12 protein-coding genes are annotated in these 17,446 nt (G+C 62.0%); 5 read left to right on the top strand and 7 right to left on the bottom strand.

What is annotated here, in order from left to right:
• The first annotated feature begins 36 nt into the window (after window positions 1-36).
• From CBW66_RS15825 to CBW66_RS15815, 3 genes are all read left to right on the top strand, one after another.
• Complete coding sequence (locus tag CBW66_RS15825; RefSeq protein ID WP_086138680.1) at window positions 37-612, top strand: YceI family protein; 576 nt, start codon at window positions 37-39, stop codon at window positions 610-612.
• Between the two features lie 164 nt (window positions 613-776).
• Complete coding sequence (locus CBW66_RS15820; protein WP_076571892.1) at window positions 777-1,046, top strand: GlsB/YeaQ/YmgE family stress response membrane protein; 270 nt, start codon at window positions 777-779, stop codon at window positions 1,044-1,046.
• A gap of 305 nt (window positions 1,047-1,351) precedes the next feature.
• Window positions 1,352-3,505, top strand: coding sequence for a S46 family peptidase (locus CBW66_RS15815; RefSeq protein WP_086138679.1), 2,154 nt, complete (start codon window positions 1,352-1,354; stop codon window positions 3,503-3,505).
• Window positions 3,506-3,601: 96 nt separating this feature from the next.
• On the opposite strand, the gene CBW66_RS15810 is transcribed toward CBW66_RS15815, so the two are convergent.
• On the bottom strand, window positions 3,602-4,180 hold the full coding sequence (locus CBW66_RS15810; protein WP_086138678.1) for a hypothetical protein: 579 nt from the start codon (window positions 4,178-4,180) through the stop codon (window positions 3,602-3,604).
• Window positions 4,181-4,329: 149 nt separating this feature from the next.
• Between CBW66_RS15810 and CBW66_RS15805 the strand changes: the two genes are divergently transcribed.
• Both CBW66_RS15805 and CBW66_RS15800 read left to right on the top strand, forming a co-directional pair.
• Complete coding sequence (locus tag CBW66_RS15805; protein ID WP_086138677.1) at window positions 4,330-6,018, top strand: M14 family zinc carboxypeptidase; 1,689 nt, start codon at window positions 4,330-4,332, stop codon at window positions 6,016-6,018.
• 90 nt (window positions 6,019-6,108) lie between these two features.
• The gene (locus CBW66_RS15800; protein WP_086138676.1) at window positions 6,109-8,262 is read left to right on the top strand and encodes an FUSC family membrane protein; all 2,154 of its coding nucleotides are present in this window, start codon (window positions 6,109-6,111) and stop codon (window positions 8,260-8,262) included.
• A gap of 128 nt (window positions 8,263-8,390) precedes the next feature.
• On the opposite strand, the gene CBW66_RS15795 is transcribed toward CBW66_RS15800, so the two are convergent.
• The 6 genes from CBW66_RS15795 to CBW66_RS15770 all read right to left on the bottom strand — a co-directional run bounded on the left by CBW66_RS15795 (window position 8,391) and on the right by CBW66_RS15770 (window position 17,297).
• Window positions 8,391-10,340, bottom strand: coding sequence for a S9 family peptidase (locus CBW66_RS15795; protein ID WP_230492331.1), 1,950 nt, complete (start codon window positions 10,338-10,340; stop codon window positions 8,391-8,393).
• A gap of 67 nt (window positions 10,341-10,407) precedes the next feature.
• The gene (locus CBW66_RS15790) at window positions 10,408-11,880 is read right to left on the bottom strand and encodes an amino acid permease (RefSeq protein ID WP_086138675.1); all 1,473 of its coding nucleotides are present in this window, start codon (window positions 11,878-11,880) and stop codon (window positions 10,408-10,410) included.
• 294 nt (window positions 11,881-12,174) lie between these two features.
• Window positions 12,175-13,605 (bottom strand): amino acid permease, encoded by a 1,431-nt coding sequence (locus CBW66_RS15785; protein ID WP_086138674.1) that lies wholly within the window; start codon window positions 13,603-13,605, stop codon window positions 12,175-12,177.
• Window positions 13,606-13,734: 129 nt separating this feature from the next.
• Entirely contained in the window at window positions 13,735-14,193 is a 459-nt protein-coding gene (locus tag CBW66_RS15780; protein ID WP_086138673.1) for a RidA family protein, read from the bottom strand.
• A gap of 254 nt (window positions 14,194-14,447) precedes the next feature.
• A complete protein-coding gene (locus CBW66_RS15775) occupies window positions 14,448-16,031 on the bottom strand; it encodes an ABC-F family ATP-binding cassette domain-containing protein (protein ID WP_086138672.1) in 1,584 nt (527 codons plus the stop codon).
• A gap of 153 nt (window positions 16,032-16,184) precedes the next feature.
• Window positions 16,185-17,297 (bottom strand): NADH:flavin oxidoreductase/NADH oxidase, encoded by a 1,113-nt coding sequence (locus tag CBW66_RS15770; protein WP_086138671.1) that lies wholly within the window; start codon window positions 17,295-17,297, stop codon window positions 16,185-16,187.
• Window positions 17,298-17,446 lie beyond the last annotated feature (149 nt).

Below are 17,446 nucleotides of genomic sequence, written 5' to 3'. Positions count from 1 at the left end.
AAACAACCCCAAAACCTGTTCAACTATAGGATCTGCATGAAATTCTCGCACTTGATGATCGCCGTGCTGGCAGCCGCCGGCGCGGGTTCGGCCATGGCCGCTACCGACCACTACAACCTCGACCCGACGCACACCTTCCCCAGCTTCGAAGCCGATCACATGGGCATGTCGGTGTGGCGCGGCAAGTTCAACAAGACCAAGGGGACGGTCGCCCTGGACCGCGCTGCCAAGACGGGCAGCCTGGACCTGGTCATCGATGCCGATTCGATCGATTTCGGCCTGGACGCCATGAATACGCACGCGAAAAAAGCGGACATGTTCAACGTCGAGAAATTTCCGCAAATCACCTACAAAAGTACGTCGCTCAAGTTCAACGGCGAGCAACTGGTGGAAGTCGATGGCGAACTGACCTTGCTGGGCGTGACCAAGCCCGTCAAGCTGAACGTGAGCAAGTTCAAGTGCATCATGCACCCGCGCTACAAGCGTGAAGTGTGCGGCGCCGATGCCACGGCGGAATTCAAGCGCAGCGACTTCGGCCTGAACTACGGCATGCCGGCGTTCTCGCCGGAAGTCAAGCTGGCCATCCAGGTTGAAGCGATCAAGGCCGATTAAACACGACCTTTCCGCAGGACAAGCCCGCCTCGCTGCCCGCAGCCAGGCGGGCTTTTGCATGCACGACGCGAATCCGCTGGACTTTTCTATCGTGCGGCATCACTATCCATTGGCATGATGTTGTTATGACATGACACACCCACTTATCCACCGCGGAGGACCACATGAATTTCATTATCTGGATCGTTATTGGCGGCGTCATCGGCTGGCTGGCCAGCATGGTCATGAAAACCAATGCACAACAGGGCATCTTCCTCAATATCGTCGTCGGCATCGTCGGCGCCTTCCTGGGCGGCTGGCTGCTGGCGCCCCTGTTCGGCACGGGCACCATCAATAGCGACAATTTCAGCCTGTCTTCGCTGCTGGTCTCATTCCTCGGCGCCGTCATCCTGCTGGGCATCGTTAATCTTTTACGCCGCGGCAAAATACGCTAAACAGTCAAACAGCTGCGCATCAGCAAGTGGCCGGGCCGCGCAAGCGTCCGGCCATTTTTCATTGTCACTAGGACACGTATGGACAATACCACAGCGGCCGTACGGAAAAATGCGGGCTGGCGGCCGGTTCCAGCCCCTGCGCCACCCAAAATCATGCCATTAAAACAACCGCGTGTGAACATACCCTCCGGAAAATGTGATTGACTAGTGCGGGTTCGATACGGATACTCTATGTCGCCCGCTGCACAATCAGCGGGTACTCCGCTGATTCCGACTTCCCTACAATGTAAAAGAACAGAACTCGAATGAAAAAATCTCTCATCGCGCTCGCCATCCTGAGCAACTTCGCACACGCCGACGAAGGCATGTGGATGCCCCAACAGCTGCCACAAGTAGCCAAGGAGCTGAAAGCCGCCGGACTGAAACTCGATCCGACCACCCTGACCAAACTGACCGAATTCCCGATGGGCGCCATCGTCAGCCTGGGCGGCTGCTCGGCGTCGTTCGTCTCGCCGCAAGGCCTGGTTGCCACCAACCACCATTGCGTCTACAACAGCGTGGCGGTCAATTCGACCAAGGAGCGCGATTTGCTGGCCAACGGTTTCCTGGCCAAGACCTTCGCTGAGGAATTGCCGGCCGCCCCGGGCAGCCGCATCTTCGTCACCTCGGCCGTGACGAATGTCAGCGACAAGATCATCAGCGCCGACGTGGCCAAGCTGCAAGGCAAGGCGCGCATCGATGCGATCGAGAAAAACCAGAAGAAACTGGTCGCCGAATGCGAAAAAGAAGCGGGCTTCCGCTGCACCGTGTCGAGCTACTACGGCGGCCTCGAGTTCTACCTGATCAAGCAACTGGAAATCCGCGACGTGCGCCTGGTGCACGCGCCACCAGCGGGCGTCGGCAAGTTCGGTGGCGACACCGACAACTGGATGTGGCCGCGCCACACGGGCGACTATGGTTTCTACCGCGCCTACGTCAGCAAAGACGGCAAAGCTGCCGACTTCAGCAAGGACAACGTGCCGTACCAGCCGAAACACGTACTGAAGCTGGCCAAGGATGGCTTGAAGGAAGGCGATTTCGTCATGGCGCTGGGCTACCCTGGCCGCACCAACCGTCACCGCCTGCCATCGGAAGTGGCGTTCACGTTTGACTGGAACTACCCGGCCTTCGTGAAAGCGTCAGGCGAAACCCTGGCCATCATCGCGCGCGAAACCAAGGACAACAAGGACGTTGCCCTGAAATACGCGGGTCAGGTTGCCGGCGTGAACAATTACTACAAGAACCGCCAAGGCATGCTCGATTCCTACGCCGGCAGCGACTTCCTGGCGCGCAAGACGGCTGAACACGAAGCCCTGAAAACCTGGGTCAACGCCAATCCTGCCCGCAAGGCGGAATTTGCCGGTGATATCGAGCAAGTGGAAAAGCTGATCGCCGAGCGCGATGCCGACACCAAGCGCGATTTCTTCCTCAGCTATGCGCAGCCACGCCTGCTGAGCACGGCACGCAGCCTGTACCGTTTGTCGAACGAAGGCACCAAGGCCGATACGGAACGCAAGTCCGGCTATCAGTCGCGCGACTTGCCACGCCTGGAAGCGGGCATCACCTCGGTCGAGCGCACCTACGATGAAAAAGTCGACAAGGCGCTGGTACTGAACAGCCTGACCAAGTACGCCGCGCAACCGGCCGCACAGCGCCGCGCCAGCTTCGACGCCGCCATCGGCATCAAGGATGGCATGTCGCAAGCGGACCTGGCCGCCGCCCTGGACAAACTGTATGCCGGCAGCAAGCTGGGCGACAAGGCCGAGCGCGCAGCCTGGCTGAAACGCACGCCAGCCGAATTCCAGGCCAGCAAGGACAGCTTCATCCAGGCCGCCGTCGCCATGTATCCGGATTCGCTGAAAAACGAAGCAGAAGACGAAGAACTGGCCGGCAAGATCCAGCAAGCCTACGCCAACTACATGAAAGCAAAAATCGCCTTCATGAAGAGCAAGGGCCAAGCCGTCTATCCTGACGCCAACAGCACCCTGCGCGTGACGTTCGGCCGTGTTGCCGGCCGTGACCATGGCGCCGACGGCACCACCTGGACCGCCTTCACCACCGTCAATGGCGTCGCCGCCAAAGCCACTGGCCAGGGCGAGTTCAATGCACCGGCGAATCAACTGGCCGCGATCAAAGCCAAGGACTTCGGCAAATTCGTCGATCCGAAGCTGAAAACCGTACCGGTCGACTACCTGGCCACCCTGGACATCACCGGCGGCAACTCCGGTTCGGCTGCCCTGAACGCGAAAGGCGAATTCATCGGCCTGGCATTCGATGGCACCTTGGACTCGATCATTTCCGACTGGGACTACAACAAGGCCAACACCCGCTCGATCCAGGTCGACCTGCGCTACATGCTGTGGAACATGAAACACATCGACCACGCAGATAACCTGCTGAAAGAAATGGGCGCCGAGTAATTCGCGGATAACAACAACTAATAAGCCCGGCAACGGGCGGTTGTTCCCTGAGCCACTCCTGCGGGAGTGGCTTTTTTTTGACTGTAGCTTAATGACTTAGCGTTTTACTTTGGTGAAACGGTAAGGCACGGCTTGCTCCTCACCAAACACTTGCGCGCGGCTTTGTCCCAACGGCAACATGATCCTCCGGCCATCCTGCAGCAGCAAGGCCAGGTCGGCGCCGGGAAAGCGCTGCGCCAGCAATGGGTATGCTGGCGGGGCGATGCGCGTGGCGGGAATCACGATGCGGTAATCGCCGTCGCCAAAGTCCAGCAGCAGCGCGGCCACCTCATCCGGCCCCGGCAGCGCCGTGATGCGCAGGCGCACGCTGCCCTTGACGAGCTCGAAGGCCGACCATACGGGCAAGACACGCTGCGCCGCGCCGACTCGCAGCTGCGGCGCCTGACCCGCCTTCGCCGACGTCAGCAAGACGTCGGGCCGCTCCTCCGATACGGCGCCATCGACGGCCAGCAGCCAGCCCCGGTAGCGTATCAGCGCGCCCTGCGCGGCGGCCGTCACGGAGCCGCCCTGCGCCACCGGTTCCCTGCCCGCCGGCAAGCGAATTGGTGCCGCCTGTGCCACCAGGCAAGCCCACCACACCAGCGCCGCCATCGCTGCCATCGCTGCCTTGCCCATACCGCCTCCCTTGCGCGTGAAACGTATTCATAACACAAGTTCGGCCCGGCCCATCTGCCGCGCCTCAAGGCGCCAACGCCGGTGCTACAATTGGCCCCTAGCGGGCGTACTTACCCAGCGCGCCTTCCCCCTCCCAGACTCAGACCGCTATGCCACCAGACTTGCGCACGACCTACGAACTCGGTAACCACAACCAGACCACGACCTGGCTGGAATGCATCACTTTCTACAAGGATCTCGCCGCACGCTACCCGCAGGTGCTGCACTTCGAACAGATCGGCCTGTCCGATTCGGGCGTGCCCATCCATGCTGGCGTCGTCAGCGCCGACGGCGTGTTCGACCGCGAACAGATCAAGCGCGCGGGCCGCACTGTGTTCTTCAACAACAACGGTATCCACCCGGGCGAACCGGAAGGCATCGACGCCTGCATGGCCATCGTGCGCGACCTGTGCACGCAGCCGGAACGCCTGGCGGCGCTGGGCAGCACCGTACTGCTGTTCATTCCGATCTACAACGTCGATGGCAGCCTGAACCGCGCCAACACCTCGCGCGTGAACCAGGATGGCCCGGAGCAATTCGGTTTCCGCGGCAATAGCCGCCACCTGGACTTGAACCGCGATTTCATCAAGTGCGACAGCCTGAACGCGCAAGTGTTCAACCGCCTGCTGGCCAGCTGGGACCCGGACGTGATGGTCGATACGCACACGTCGAACGGCGCCGACTACCCGTACACGATGACCCTGATCCACACGCAGACGGATAAGCTGGGCAATGGCCTGGGTCCTTTCTTGCAAGACACCATGCTGCCGCATATCTTTGCGCAGATGGAGCAAGCCGGCTGGCCCACCTGCCCGTATGTCAACCCCGTCAAGGACAGCCCCGACCACGGTATCGCCGAATTCCTCGAAGTGCCCCGCTTCTCGACGGGTTTTGCGGCCTTGCACCACGTCATCGGTTTCATGCCGGAAACGCACATGCTGAAACCGTTTGCCGACCGCTATGCGTCCATGCGCGCGCTGCTCGACATCACCATGGCGTTCACCGTCGAACATGGCGAACAGATCAAGCAGCTGCGCGCGCAAGCCAAGGCGGCGGGCCGCACGCAAGCCGCATGGCCCATCCACTGGGCCATGAACGAAGCGCAGCCGTCGACCTTCCCCTTCAAGGGCTATGCGGCGCAATACACGCCGAGTATCTTGGGCGACTACCAGCGCCTGTCCTACGACCGCTCGCAGCCGTGGGAACGCGACATCAAGTATTACAACCGCTTCGATGCGGACGTCACCGTGGCGGCGCCGAAAGCTTATATCGTGCCGCAGGCGTGGCGCGAAGTCATCGAACGCCTGCGCTGGAACGGCGTCGAAATGTCACGCATTACCGCCGAACAGACCTTAACGGCACGCTACTACCACATCACCAATGTCGGTACGCGCACCATGCCCTATGAAGGCCACATGTTCCACGACACGGTGGAACTGGAAGCGCGCACGGGCCAGTTCACCGTGCAGGCAGGCGACTATGTGATCCACCTGGACCAGGACAACGCGCGCTACGCCGTGGAAACCCTGGAACCACAGGCGCACGACAGCTTCTTCCGCTGGGGCTTCTTCAACAGCGTGCTGGAAAAGAAGGAAGCGTTTTCCGATTACGTCTTCGAAGACATGGCCTCCGAACTGCTGCGCGATGAGCCTGCGCTGGCGGCCAAGTTTGCCGAGTGGAAGGCAGCGAATCCGGCCTTGCTGAGCAATCAGGAAGCCGTGCTCGACTTTATCTTCGAGCACTGCCAGCGCTTTGCCGAGCCGGAGTGGCGGCGTTATCCGGTGATTGCCTTGATGTAAATCCGGGCTGTAGCGATTGCAATATCCTGGCGCCGCATCGGAGATCCCGGTGCGGCGCCTCTTTCTGTGCCCTGCCCACAAGGTAATCCCATGCACTACGCACTGAACCTGCGCACCTTTATTTACAGCCATTATTTTTACCTGGGCTTGCGCGTGGCCATCGGTCTGGTCGGCCTGGCCTTGCTGACCCAGGAAATCAGCGACAGCGCCACCGCCATGACGGTGTGCATCGGCGCCCTGTGCACGACCCTGATGGACATGCCCAGCCCGCTGCGCCACAAGTTCAACGAAATGCTCGCTTCCGTGCTGCTGTGCAGCGCCGTCACTTTATTGATCAGCCTGTGCGGCCCCGTGCAGTGGCTGCTGATGACGGTGCTCGTGCTCGTCAGTTTTCTCGCCAGCATGATGGTGGTGTACGGCAAGAAATCCATGCCCTTGCAACTGGCCGCGCTGTTCATCATGACCATGTCGATGGAACACCAGATGACATGGCAGCAATCGTTCCGCCACGCGGGCCTGTTCATGCTGGGCGGCCTGATTTATCTGGCCTATGCCATGGCCATCGCCTGGGTCTTGCGCCACCGCATCAAGCAGCAAGTGCTGGCCGAAGCCCTGTTCGAACTGGCCGCGTATATCGACATCAAGGCCGATTTCTACGACACGCGTTTCAATTTGACGGAACAGTTCAACAAGTTGGTGCGCCATCAAAGCATTTTGGCCGACCGCCAGCAAGCATCGCGCGATCTGATTTTGCGCAGCCACAAAAACAGCAAGGATGCCATCGTCGTGCAAGTGCACGTGTGCATGCTCGATTTATATGAACTGATCCTCTCCACGCATACGGATTACGCGCTGCTGCGCCAGCACCTGGCCGACTCCGACGTCCTGGCCTCCCTGCACGACCTCGCCTACAAGGCGGCGCGCGACATCGAGTCCGTGGCCTACGCCGTCACGCGCAAGCGCGCCTCGTATGCGCAGATCAACTATGACAAGGAATGGGCGGACATCGAAGCGGAAATTGCCCGCCTGCACGCAAAAGGCGACAGTGCGCAGGAAGCGCTGGCGACCCTGCGCGCGCAGCGCAACAAGATCCGCGCGATTCTGAAGATGATCGGTGAGCTGCATCTGGCCAGCCAGAAAGTCTACGACGACGTGCCGTTCTGGAGCGGCGCGGACATGGCGCCGTTTTTGTCGCAGCAGAAATATGAACTGAAGACCTTGCTGGCCAACCTGCGCCTCGACTCGCCCGTGTTCCGCTTCGCCCTGCGCGTGTCGATGGCCATCTCCGTGGGATTGCTGATCGGCCACTGGCTGCCGTATGCGGCGCACAGCTACTGGATCGTCTTGACCATCGTCATCATTCTGCGTCCCACCTTCAGCATGACGCGCCAGCGCCGCGCCGACCGCATCATCGGCACCATCATCGGCTGCATCATCACCGCCATCGTGATCCGCTTCGTGCACAGCAATATCGTGCTGATGGCCATCTTGTTCCTGTCCATCGTCGCCACGCCCACCTTTATTTACTTGCGCTACCGCTACACGGCCATCGCCGTGAGCCTGATGATACTGCTGCAAATGCATCTGGTGGCGCCCAGCAACCCGAACCTCGTCAGCGAGCGCCTGATCGATACCCTGATCGGCGCGGCGGTGGCCAGCGTGTTCAGCTTTGTGCTGGCCAACTGGGAATACCAGAGCTTGCCGCGGCTGGTGCGCCAGGTGCTGAACGTCAACCTGTCGTACATGCAAGCCAGCTTCGCGCTGCTGCAGGGAAAATGTTTCGACGATTTCGCCTACCGCATCGAGCGCAAGCGTTTGATGGACAGCCTGGCCGCGCTCAGCTCGGCGCTGGTGCGCATGCTCGACGAACCGGCCAGCAAGCAGCGGGCCGTGGAAGACATCAACCTGTTCATCGTGCAAAATTACTTATTGGTCGCCCACGTGGCGGCCCTGCGCTCGATACTCGGGCGCCATGCCAGCCAGTTGCCTGTCGCGCCCGTCAATGCCTTGCTCAGCCATAGCCACACGCAAGTGTGTTTGACCCTGTCGCGCGCGCTGGAGCAGCTCGATGACAAGGCCGCCATCAGCGCCCCGCTGGCCGCCCCTGCCGCACCGCCCGTCAGCGACGTGACCTGGTCGGGCTGGCCGCTGGTGCAGCGCCGCATCCGCCTGTTGCAGGCGGATGCGGACAAGATCGTCATCCATAGCGCGGCGATCGTGCATATTGTGGCGCCGCGCGGCTGACAAAAAGTCCATGGCGTTGTTGCCGCGCCTCGTCGTACATTCGTACTGCCTTCGGCACGACGCCTAGCCCTGAACATTTTGTCAGCCGCTTTATCCAGGCTGGCCTGCCTGCGGCAGGCCGCCAATGACTACTTCAAATACTGCTCGAACCATCCGATAGTACGCTTCTGCAAGTCGCGCTGGTGCTCTGGCTTGCGGAAGGAATGGCCTTCGCCGTCGTAGATGAACAGGCTGGACGGCACGCCCATGGCGCGCAAGCCGTGCCAGAATTCCAGCGACTGGGCGGCCGGCGTTTCCACGTCACGCTCGCCCACATAGATCAGGGTCGGCGTCTTCGCCGCCTTGATCGATTCGATGGGAGAGGCCTTGCGGTAGACGGCCGGATTGTCATATGCGGAGGCGCCAAAGAACGGAATCATCCACTGGTTGATGCCGTTCTGGCCGTAATAGCTGATCCAGTTTGACACGCCCGCGCCTGCCACGGCCGCCTTGAAGCGGTCGCTGTGAGTGACGCCCCACATGGTCATGAAGCCGCCGTAGGAATGGCCGATCAGGCCCAGGCGCTGGCCATCGACGGGCGCCACTTTTTGCACGGTATCAATCCCTGCCAGGATGTCGCGCCAGTCGCCGCCGCCAAAGTCGGCCATGTTCGCGCGTGTAAAAGCCTGGCCCTGGCCAAAGCTGCCGCGCGGATTGGGCAGGAAGACGAAATAGCCTTTTTGCGTCAATTCGTGGATCAGGGTACTCGCCGCCACGTAGCGGGGCGAGGCAGCCGCACCAGGTCCACCATGCACGTTGACGACCATGGGATAGCGCTTGCCCGCCTCCGTCTTCAACGGCCCCAGCAGCCAGCCTTGCACCTTGTATTGCTCGTTGTTCCAGCCCACGTTCTGCACCGTCAACTGCGGCGCAAAGCCGTCATTGTCGCGCGTAATCTTTTTCAGCTGGCCCACCGGTCCCGCCACCAGGTAGCTGGGGTGCGTAAAATCTTCCTGCGCGGCCGCCGCTTGCGAGCCATCGACGCTGAACGACAGACGACCATCGCTGCCGCCACTGCTCAGTTCACCGAGCAGCACGGGCCGGGCCGGCCCCGTTTGCGCATCGACCGGCACCAGCGCCAGCTGCGAATCGATCAGGGCGGTCGCCAGCAAGCCGGTGCCGCGCCAGACCACGCCATTGAAGGTGCCGCGATAGTCCGGCGTCAGATTGCGCGGCGTGCCACCGGCCAGCGGCACGGTATAAATATCGCCGCCGATGGAGCCGAAATCGCTCATCAGGCCGCCGATGAAGACCACCGTCTTGCCATCCGGCGAGACGGACGGCAGGTTCAGCTGCATGGCGGGCGACGCGATTACGCGCAGGGCACCCGTGGCCGCATCGATATGGCTGAGCTTGGCGACCCACCAGTTGCTGTCGCCATTGCCCTGCGCGCTGGTGGCGACAAAGCCGCGGCCATCGGGCGTCCAGCTGTATTCATACACATAGGTATCCGCGGGCGACAGCAGGCGCGGTTCGCCGCCGCCCGCCGGCACGACGGCGATGCGCTGGGCATCGTCTGCGCTGCCCACTTCACCCACCTGGCGCGCGCCCGCCTCCACGGCGCCGGCCAGCTTGCGCGCCCCGACCGTGGCCAGCAGCGCCAGCTGCTTGCCGTCCGGCGACCAGCGCGCCGTACTGGCCACGCCCTTGATGCTGGTCAACATCCGCGCTTGCGCCTGCGACAGGGTGGCCAAGTACAGCTGCGCCGTACCCGCCTTGGCATCGTAGCCGATGAAGGCCAGCTGCCTGCCATCGGGCGACCAGCTGGGCTTGTCGTAGGAGCACGCGGCGCACGGGTCGAATTGCTGCACGATGGCGCCATTGGCGGCGTCGCGCACGACGATGGCCGCATGCGGACGCTGCGGCTCTTCGCCCGCCTTGCTCGATTCGATGGCGGCGATGCGCTGGCCATTGGCCGACAGCGCCACGGCCCGGTAATCGCGCAATGCCGGTGCGCTGGCAGGCGCGGCTTGCGCCAGGGTTCCCAGAAAGCTGCTTGCCAGCAAGCCGCAGGCGGCCAGATCAGTTATTTTCATCATGTAAATTCCGGTTAGAAATAAAAAAAACCGCCGGCAAGCGCGGCGGTTTTGGATGGAACAGACTGCATTAGCGGGCCTTCTTGCCCAGGTGCGAATGCCGCATGCTGTACAGGAAATAAATGGCCACCGTCACCGCCATCCACACGCTGAACACGACAAACGTCGTATGCGGCAAATCGCGCATGATGTACAGGCAAGCCAATACGCTCAGGCCCGGAATCACGTACGGCCCGAACGGTACGCTGAAGCCTTCGATGCGGTTCGCGCCCTGCTTGTGGCGCAGTACGGGCACAGCGATCGAGACCACCATGAAGGCGGTCAGGGTGCCGATGCTGACCATATCCCACAGGTAGGTGGCGTCGACGGAGCCCGCCACCAGGGCCACCACCAGGCAAACGATGATGGTATTGCTGACCGGCACCAGGGTGCGCGGATGGATCTTCTGGAACGATTTCGGGATCAGGCCGTCGCGGCTGACGGCAAACAGGATGCGCGTCTGGCCGTAGATCGTTACCAGCGTCACGCTGAAGACGGAAATGACGGCACCGGCCGACAGCACCAGCGCGGGCCAGGTCTTGCCCGTGACGTTTTGCAAAATCACCGCCAGGCCCGCTTCCTGGCCTTCGAACAGCTTCGCCTGTTGTGCACCCAGGGCGGCCACGGCCACCAGCAGGTAAAACACGGTGACGATGAGCAAGGCGCCGAGGATGCCGCGCGGTACATTGCGCGTGGGATTTTTCACTTCATCGCCCGCCGTCGCCACCGTGTCGAGCCCGATGAAGGAGAAGAACACGGTGCCGGCGGCCGCCGTGACGCCCGTCATGCCGGCAAAGCCCTTGCTATTGTCGCTATTGAAGAAGGGGAAAAAATTGTCGGCGTTAAAACCGGAAAATGCGATGACGATGAAAAACACGAGGATCGCCAGCTTGATGATGACCATGATGGCGTTCATCAGGGCCGATTCCTTGGCGCCGCGCAGCAGCAGGAAGCCGCACATGCAGATCAAAAAGATCGGTGGCAGGTTGATGTGGCCGGAATGAAACTCCATACCATGCGGACCGGAAACGATCATCGGCGTGCGCAGCATTTCCGGGATGTGCCAGCCAAACGCATTTTCCAGGAAGTTATTCAGGTAGGACGACCAGCCGATGGCCACGGCACTGCCCGCCAAGCCATATTCGAGCAGCAGGCAGGCGGCCATGATGAAGGCAAGAAATTCGCCCACGGTGGCGTAGGCAAACGAATACGAGGAGCCGGAGGCAGGAATGCGGAACGACAATTCCGCATAGCACAAGGCCGTCAGGCCGGCCGTGATGGCGGCGATCAGGAAAGACAGGACGACCGATGGGCCCGCCTTAGGGACGGCTTCGACCATGGTAAAGAAAATGCCCGTGCCGATGGTGGCGCCGACGCCGATCATGGTGAGGGAAAACAGGCCGATGGACCGGCTCAAGCCACTGCTGCTGAGGCCTTCACCATATTCGACCGTGGTATCGATCGGCTTGGTGCGGCAAAGTTTCTGGACCAGGGTTTGGCTCACTAGACTTCCTTTATGAGGCATACGTATTTCGCATGACGGGTAAAAACACTTAAAAACGGCGCTCCGGCCCTACCTGGCAAAAAACCGGAAAGATCGCGTCCATTTTCAAAACTAAGCGATTATAGGGCTTTCATCGGCTCAGCTAAACAGAACTTTGATGCAAGGAAACAACGCCAACCGTGCGCCGCGAAACGCGCATGGGCGCTAGCGGGGCGTGGAATTGCCCATATGAAAGAAAAAGCGCGCCGCTGCAAGTACAGGGGCGCGCTTTTGACTCAGCTCAACGACGCTGGATTACTTCTTGATGTGCGGTGCATCGGCCGCTGGCCAGCCCGCTTCGTAGCCTTGCGGCACCTCATCACGGCGCGCTTTCGGCGCCAAGCCCAGCGCGTAGTACAGCACCGTCAGCAGGATCAGCCAGGCTGGTCCCACCATCAGGGCGATGCGCGTATCGGGGAAATACGCCATCAAGCCGATCACCAGGGCCAGGAAAGCCAGCGAAATCCAGGAACCGTACGGCGCGAACGGCATGCGGAAGGCCAGGTTCCTGATTTCCAGCGGCGTCAAGGTCTTGCGGAACTGGATCTGCGTGACCAGGATCACGCCCCAGGTCCAGACGGCGCCGAAGGTGGAGATCGAGGTGACCCAGATAAACACTTTTTCCGGCACCATGTAGTTCAGCAGCACGCCCAGCAGCAGCGCCACGACGGACACGAGAATGGCGCGGCGCGGCACGCCGCTGGCCGTGGTTTCCGCAAACGCCTTCGGTGCCTGGCCTTGCAGCGCCAGGTTGTACAGCATGCGGCCCGTGCTGAAGATGCCGCCATTGCACGACGACAAGGCTGCCGTCAGCACGACGAAGTTGATGATGCCGGCGGCCGTCTTGATGCCCAGGCGTTCGAACGTCATGACGAAGGGGCTGCCGGTGGTGCCGATTTCATTCCATGGGTAGATCGACAGGATGACGAACAGCGCGCCGACATAGAAAATCAGGATGCGCCAGAACACCGAATTGATGGCGTCGGGAATCGATTTCTTCGGGTTCGCCGCTTCGCCGGCCGTCAGGCCGATCATTTCCACGCCCAGATAGGCAAACATCACCATCTGCAAGGACATCAGCACGCCCTGTGCGCCATTCGGGAAGAAGCCGCCGTGCGTCCACAGGTTCGAGATGCCGATGGCCACGCCGCCGTTGCCGAGACCGAAGATGATCATGCCCGTGCCGCCGACGATCATCAGGATGATGGTGACCACCTTGATCAGGGCAAACCAGAACTCGAACTCGCCGTAGGCTTTCACCGCCAGCAGGTTGATGGCGCCCATGGAACCCAAGGCCGCCAGGGCCCAGATCCAGCGCGGCACATCGGGGAACCAGATGCCCATGTAAATGGCGACGGCGGTAATTTCCGCCACGCACGTGACCAGCCACAGGAACCAGTAGTTCCAGCCCGTCAGATAGCCTTGCAGGGGTCCCAGGTAATCCTGGGCATAGCGGCTGAAGGAACCGGCAACCGGGTTGTGCACGGCCATTTCGCCCAGCGCGCGCATGATCATGAAGATGACGGCGCCACCGATGATGTACGACAGCATGATGCCGGGACCGGCCATCTTGATGGCGTTGCCGGAACCCAAAAACAGGCCTACGCCAATCGCGGCGCCCAGCGCCATCAGGCGGATCTGCCGCTCGCCCAGGCCGCGGTGCAAGCCTTGTTCACTCGTTTTCATTACGTGTCTCCGTTTTTTTCTTGAATACACCGATCCCTCCACCCCAATGGCGGTTCCGCTCTTGCTGGAAAGGAGGAAAAGGCGAGCCGGCGGCAAGCGCCGGCATGCTCATGTGGTCAGGCTACCGCGTCAGGCCAGTTCGGCGATCAGCTCGATCTCGACGCAAGCGCCCAGCGGGATTTGCGCCACGCCAAAGGCGGAGCGGGCGTGCTTGCCGCTGTCGCCAAAGACTTCAACGAACAGTTCCGAGGCGCCATTGGTCACCAGGTGCTGTTCCGTGAAGTCGGAGGTGGAATTGACCAGGCTCATGACCTTGACGATGCGCTTGACCTTGTTCAAGTCGCCGCCGCAGGCGTCTTGCAGAGTGGCGATCAGTTCGATGGCGATGCCGCGCGCAGCGGTCTTGCCTTCTTCCGTGCTGACGTCCTTGCCCAGCTGGCCGACCCAGACCTTGCCATCCTTCTTGGCCAGGTGGCCGGACAGGAAGACGGTATTGCCCGTGCGGGCATGCATCACGTAGGCGGCAGCTGGCGCGGCAACGACTGGCAGTTCAATGTTGAGGGCTTTGAGTTTTTCGTAAAACGACATGCTATTTCTCCAAGAAAACAATATAAGCGAAACCAGAATTCATGCACGGCAGGGCACGCAGGATGACGCCCTGGCAGCGCGGTAGTGACCGACAACAGTGCCAGATTAAACGTCATCATATTGGTGAACCAGCAGTTTTAGTTCACAAATAGGCCCGGTTATTCAGTGGATTATACCGACAATCAAACAAAATTCAGCATCGGTTCATGAAGCATGCTCTACAGGCATCGAGCGTGACTTTTTTCATTAAATTGTCATTTTTGCAATGTCAAGCCCTCCGGGTCAAGGTTTATCGCCTTCAAAAATGCCTGGTCGTGCGAAACCACAAGTAACGCCCCCTGATATTGCCGCAGCATCTGCTCCAGCGCCTGCAGGCTGGCCAGGTCCAGATGATTGTCGGGTTCATCTAACAGCAGCAGTTGCGGCGGCGCCTGCGCATACAGCTCGGCCGCCAGCGCCACCTTCATGCGCTCGCCGCCGCTGAGCAAACGGCTGGGCATGGTGGCGCGCGCGCCAGCGATGCCCAGCAGTGCCAGCCGCGTGCGCAGCTCGCCTTCCGGCACGATGCTGTTGCGTGCCTGCAAGCGCTGCACGGCGCTGCACTCGCCGTCCTGCAGTCCCGCATGCTGATCCAGCCAGGCAACCTGCGCATGGCAGCGCAGCTCGCCGCTGGCGGGCGCCAGCTGCCCGGCGATCACGCGCAGCAGAGTCGACTTGCCGCTGCCATTGTCGCCCGTCACGGCCAGGCGGCGCGGCCCGCTCAGCACCAGCTTGATGGCGTGCGCCTGTCCATGCGGCAAGACCAGATCACGCAGCTCCAGGATCAGTTTCCCGTTGGGCACCGGGCTACCGGGCGCCAGCAGCAGCCGTTCGGTCTCTGGTACGCAGCGGGCGCTGGCGTCCATCACCCTTTGCTGGCGCGCCTGCTGCGCCTCTTGCGCGCGCACGCGCAGCTTGCCCTGGCTATCCTGGCTGTTGTCCTTTCTCGCGCCCAGCAGCAGCTTGCTCTGATTGCCTTCGCGCCCTTCCCTCTCGCCGCGTCCGACTCGGCGCTGCTGGCGCTCGGCGTGCTGCTGCGCCTCGCGCTGCTCACGTTTGGCGCCGGCCTTTTCCGCCTGCAGGGCGGCAGCGAAACCGGCCTGCTCCAGCGCGCGCTGCTGCGCATACAGCGCGTAATTGCCGCCATAGCTGCGCAAGCCCTGCGGCGACAGTTCCACGATTGCATCGACGTGCTCGAGCAAGCCACGGTCATGGCTGATCAGCAGCAAGCCGCCGGGCCAGCGCGCCAACTGCGCCACCAGGCGGGCGCGCTGATGGGCGTCAAGGTGGTTGCTCGGTTCATCGAGCACCAGCCAGTCCGCCTGCGACAGCCAGGCGCCTTGCAGCGCGATGCGCTGGCGTTCGCCGCCGCTCAGGCTGGCCGTCGGCGTATCGGCATCCAGCTGGCGCAAATCGAGCGCATCGAGCGCCTGGCGCAGGCGGGCGTGGGCATCCCAGCGTTCGCCCACCAGGGTGTAATCGGCTTCGTCGATGCTGCCGGCGGCGATGCGCGCCAGCGCCGCCAGCAAGTCGTCCATGCCGGCGAGCGCCGCCACGGTGGGATAGCGCTCCGGATCGAGTTCCTGCGCCACGTAATGCATGCTGCCGTCGCAGCGCACGGCCCCGGAAGACGGCTGCGCCCTGCCTGCCAGCAGGCGCGCGAGCACGCTCTTGCCCACGCCGTTATCGCCGACGAGGCCGATACGTTGCGGGGCAAAGGAAAATTGCAAATCGGAAAACAGGGCGCGGCCATCGGGCAACGCAAAGGAAAGACGGTCGAGTTGTAGTAATGCGGGCATGGATACTCCTTGAGCAAGGCTGGCGAACCCGCGCGGCGCAATGGCGCGCTGGCGGGATGGGCGAGGCCGTGCACAGCACGGCAGTATCAATGGCGCATGTCGAAGCGTCCTGGAGAAATGGAAAAGAAGCGTCAGTGTAGCAGACGGGGCACGTTAGCGCTGGCCCAGGGTCGTGTCGCCGAACAGGTTCTTGTATTCGCGCGGCTGCGAGCGCCAGTACTGCGGCGGCGCCGGCACTTGCGCGCCCAGCTGGGCCGCCGCATGCCAGGGCCAGCGGGGATCGAACAGGATGGCGCGCGCCAGCGCCACCATGTCGGACTGGCCGTGCGCGATGATGTCTTCCGCCTGCTGCGCTTCCGTGATCAGGCCCACGCTGATGGTGGGCAAGCCGCTGTCGCGCTTGATGCGTTCGGCAAAAGCCACCTGATAGCCGGGTCCCACGGGAATCTGCTGCTGTGGCGAAATACCGCCGCTGGAGACGTGGATGAAATCGGCACCCAACTGCTTGAGTTCCTGCGCGAAACGCACGCTTTGTTCGATTTCCCAGCCGCCCTCGACCCAGTCGGTGGCGGAAATGCGCACGCCCACGGCCATGCTGGCGGGCACGGCGGCGCGCACGGCTTCATAGACTTCCAGCGGAAAGCGCATGCGGTTCTCCAGGCTGCCGCCGTAGGCATCGGTACGCTGGTTGGCCAGCGGCGACAAAAACTGGTGCAGCAGATAGCCGTGCGCCGCATGCAATTCGATGCCCTCGATGCCGAGCGCATGCACGCGCTGGGCGGCGGCCACAAACGCGCCCTTGATTTGCAGCAAACCCATCTCGTCGAGGGCGAGCGGCACTGTTTCACCAGGCGCGTGGGCGATGGCCGATGGCGCCACCGTTTGCCAGCCGCCCTCGGCCAGGTGTACGCAGGCGCCGCCCTGCCACGGTGCGCGGCTCGACGCCTTGCGTCCCGCATGGCCCAGCTGCACCACCAAGGGAATCGGCGCATGGCGGCGGATCGCCTGCACCACCTTGGCCAGCGCCGCTTGATTCGCGTCCGACCACAGGCCCAGGTCATCCGCCGAGATGCGTCCCTCGGGCGAGACGGCCGTCGCTTCCGTCATCAGCAGTCCCGCGCCGGACAGGGCCAAATGGCCCAGGTGGATCATGTGCCAGTCGGTGGCATTGCCGTTGTCGGCCGAGTACTGGCACATGGGCGCGATGGCGATGCGGTTGGCCACGCGCAGCGGCCCCAGTGCATATGGCGTGAATAGCTGGCTCATGGCGGACTTTCGGAAAAGGGGAAGCACCGATTCTACTGTGCTTTGAAAAGTGCGGCTTACACCTGCTTACGTTTGATACAGCGCAAGGGCTAGCCTTGGGCAGGCGCGGCCGCTAATCTGGCCACATCAACAACAGCGCAACACATTGC

Origin of the sequence: Janthinobacterium sp. GW456P, from assembly GCF_002127655.1 — a bacterium.
In the GTDB taxonomy this organism is placed as follows: domain Bacteria; phylum Pseudomonadota; class Gammaproteobacteria; order Burkholderiales; family Burkholderiaceae_D; genus Janthinobacterium.
This window is presented reverse-complemented; position numbering and strand designations above follow the sequence as displayed.